The sequence below is a fragment of the Symbiopectobacterium sp. genome (assembly GCF_051710365.1).
Classification (GTDB): domain Bacteria; phylum Pseudomonadota; class Gammaproteobacteria; order Enterobacterales; family Enterobacteriaceae; genus Symbiopectobacterium.
In genome coordinates this window covers 1-2,031 of the sequence record NZ_JBPETA010000322.1, presented here as the reverse complement: position 1 = coordinate 2,031, position 2,031 = coordinate 1, and the positions used below count along the sequence as shown (strand labels likewise).

Below are 2,031 nucleotides of genomic sequence, written 5' to 3'. Positions count from 1 at the left end.
TATCGGTGCTATGCTCGACATCGCTCAGTCCGGTTGATGATTTGGGATCTTTATCGATTGATCAGATCGCTCAACTCGGACTGAGTTCCCTTCAGGTGATCTACTATTCGGAACAGTTATTTAGCGGTGGGACATTAGTCGATTCTCAGCAATACAATGCGCAGTGGGGCAACACGCTGCAACTTGGTACAGGGACGGTGAGCGCTGGTATTGATTGGCAAGATCAGACCATCAAACCGGATTCAACCAATGTGAATCGGGAAGAAAGCCAGAACAACACTGGTATTTATCTGACAGGTCAGCAAAGTTTTGATTCTATTGTGCTTGAGGGGGCTATACGTGGCGATGAACACTCGAAATTCGGTTGGCACAGCACGTGGCAAACTGGCGCGTCTTGGGAGTTTATAGAAGGCTACCGCGTTATTGCTTCTTATGCCACTGCATTTAAAGCGCCAAATATGGTGCAGCTATATGGCCGAAATAACAGTAACCGCGACCTCCAGCCAGAAGAAAGCAAACAGTGGGAAACCGGCGTTGAAGGACTCAGTGGCCCCGTCACGTGGCGTATTTCCGGTTACCGTAACGATATCGACAACCTGATGGATGCAACGAGTAGTACGGGCTACGTTTATGAAAATATCGGCAAAGCAAAAATCAAAGGAATTGAAGCAACAGCTGCGTTTGATACAGGCCTGTTAGGCCACTGTATCAGTTATGACTATGTTGATTCCCGTAATGCCATTACCGATGAGCCGCTGGCTCGCCTTTCAAAACAACAAGTTAAATATCAGTTGGACTGGCAGGTGTATGACTTGGATTGGGGCGTGACCTATCACTATCTGGGTAGCCGCTACGACAAAGACTATGGTGTTTATACCGCCACTTTCGATAATCCAACTGTCAAACTCGGTGGCGTAAGTCTCTGGGACCTCGCTGTATCATATCCTGTCACCTCTCATCTCACAGTTCGTGGTAGAATCGCCAACCTGTTTGATAAAGAGTACGAGACAGCATATGGCTATCAAACGGCAGGAAGAGAGTACTATCTCAACGGAAGCTACACCTTCTAACCTGCCCGCCCGCCCCACGGTTTTGGTGTTTGACTCCGGCGTGGGGGGGTTATCTGTGTATAACGAGATTCGGCAGTTGCTGCCGGATCTTCATTATATCTACGCCTTCGATAATGAAGCGTTCCCCTACGGTGAGAAGCCGCAAGACTTTATCGTTGAGCGTGTGGTTCAAATCGTTTCTGCGGTACAACAGCGCCATCAACTGGCTGCCGTGGTTATTGCCTGTAACACCGCAAGCACCATTTCACTGCCCGCGCTGCGCGAGCGTTTTACCTTCCCGGTAGTCGGCGTTGTGCCTGCCGTGAAGCCTGCCGCAAAGCTGACACGCAATGGCATCGTCGGCGTTCTGGCAACGCGTGCTACGGTACAGCGCTCCTACACGCACGAACTGATTGCCCGTTTTGCCACGGACTGCCAGATATTACTGCTGGGGTCGGCGGAGTTGGTGGAACTGGCGGAAGCTAAGTTGCAAGGGGATAACGTATCGTTATTGGCGTTGCAGCAAATTTTGCACCCTTGGCTGAAATTGCCTGAGCCTCCGGATACCGTAGTGCTTGGCTGTACGCACTTCCCTCTTTTGGCTAAAGAGTTACAGTTGGTGCTACCAAACGGGACGCGACTTGTGGATTCCGGGGCGGCAATCGCCAGAAGGACCGCATGGCATCTCTCTAATCTGGAACAGCCACCAGTTCTGAGCACGGAAAAGAATCTGGCTTATTGCATGACGATTACTCCTAAAGTGGCGACCCTGTGGCCCGTTTTGCAGCGTTTCGGCTTTGAATCGTTGGAAAAACTACCGCTTTAGTGGCTTTTTGGCTGAATAGTAGGCACTCGGAAATAAAATTGAAATTAGGCCTTGTCAGGGCGCGAGAAGTGTCTATACTGCGCCTCCACTGACACGGCAACAGCGATTCGCAGTTGCGGTAACAGTCGGAAAGTTAAACGCGAAATTGAAAAATTA

Annotated in this window: 2 protein-coding genes; both read left to right on the top strand. The window is 50.2% G+C overall.

The window, feature by feature from the left end:
* On the top strand, positions 1-1,070 hold a 1,070-nt coding region (locus tag ACTBDZ_RS17320), incomplete at its 5' end, for a TonB-dependent receptor domain-containing protein (RefSeq protein ID WP_438816212.1).
* Positions 1,015-1,875: a glutamate racemase gene (gene murI, locus ACTBDZ_RS17315; RefSeq protein WP_438816211.1), complete on the top strand. Its 861-nt coding sequence runs from the start codon at positions 1,015-1,017 to the stop codon at positions 1,873-1,875. The genes ACTBDZ_RS17320 and murI, both read left to right, overlap by 56 nt.
* The last annotated feature ends 156 nt before the right edge of the window (positions 1,876-2,031 follow it).